Source organism: Rhizohabitans arisaemae (genome assembly GCF_025996515.1).
GTDB classification, from domain to species: Bacteria; Actinomycetota; Actinomycetes; order Streptosporangiales; family Streptosporangiaceae; genus Rhizohabitans; species Rhizohabitans arisaemae.
Map to the genome: position 1 here is coordinate 1 of NZ_BLRH01000047.1, position 248 is coordinate 248.

Here is a 248-nt window from a genome sequence, read left to right on the forward strand (position 1 = left end):
CCGGGGTTCTTCCACCTGGCGAACAGCTCCATATGACCGTTCTTGAGGATCGCGTCTCCGGGCAGCAGGTCGTGCAGGCTGCCCAGGTACGTCTTCCCGCCCCAGGTCTCGAAGTCGTCGGTGCTGTTGCCGCCCTTGCCGGAGTTGGCGGTGATGTGCCAGGCCATGGAGACCAACCCGGAGCAGTCCGGGCCGTACCTGTTGTCGCCTTCGACGTCGGTGTAGAGCGTGCCCGGGCGTCGCGTGAG

General features: G+C 66.1%; 1 protein-coding gene. It reads right to left on the reverse strand.

Annotated elements, in window-relative coordinates; all coding sequences use genetic code 11:
• Nucleotides 1-248: hypothetical protein (locus tag RUR_RS26620; protein ID WP_283137941.1), on the reverse strand; the 248-nt coding region annotated here is incomplete at both ends.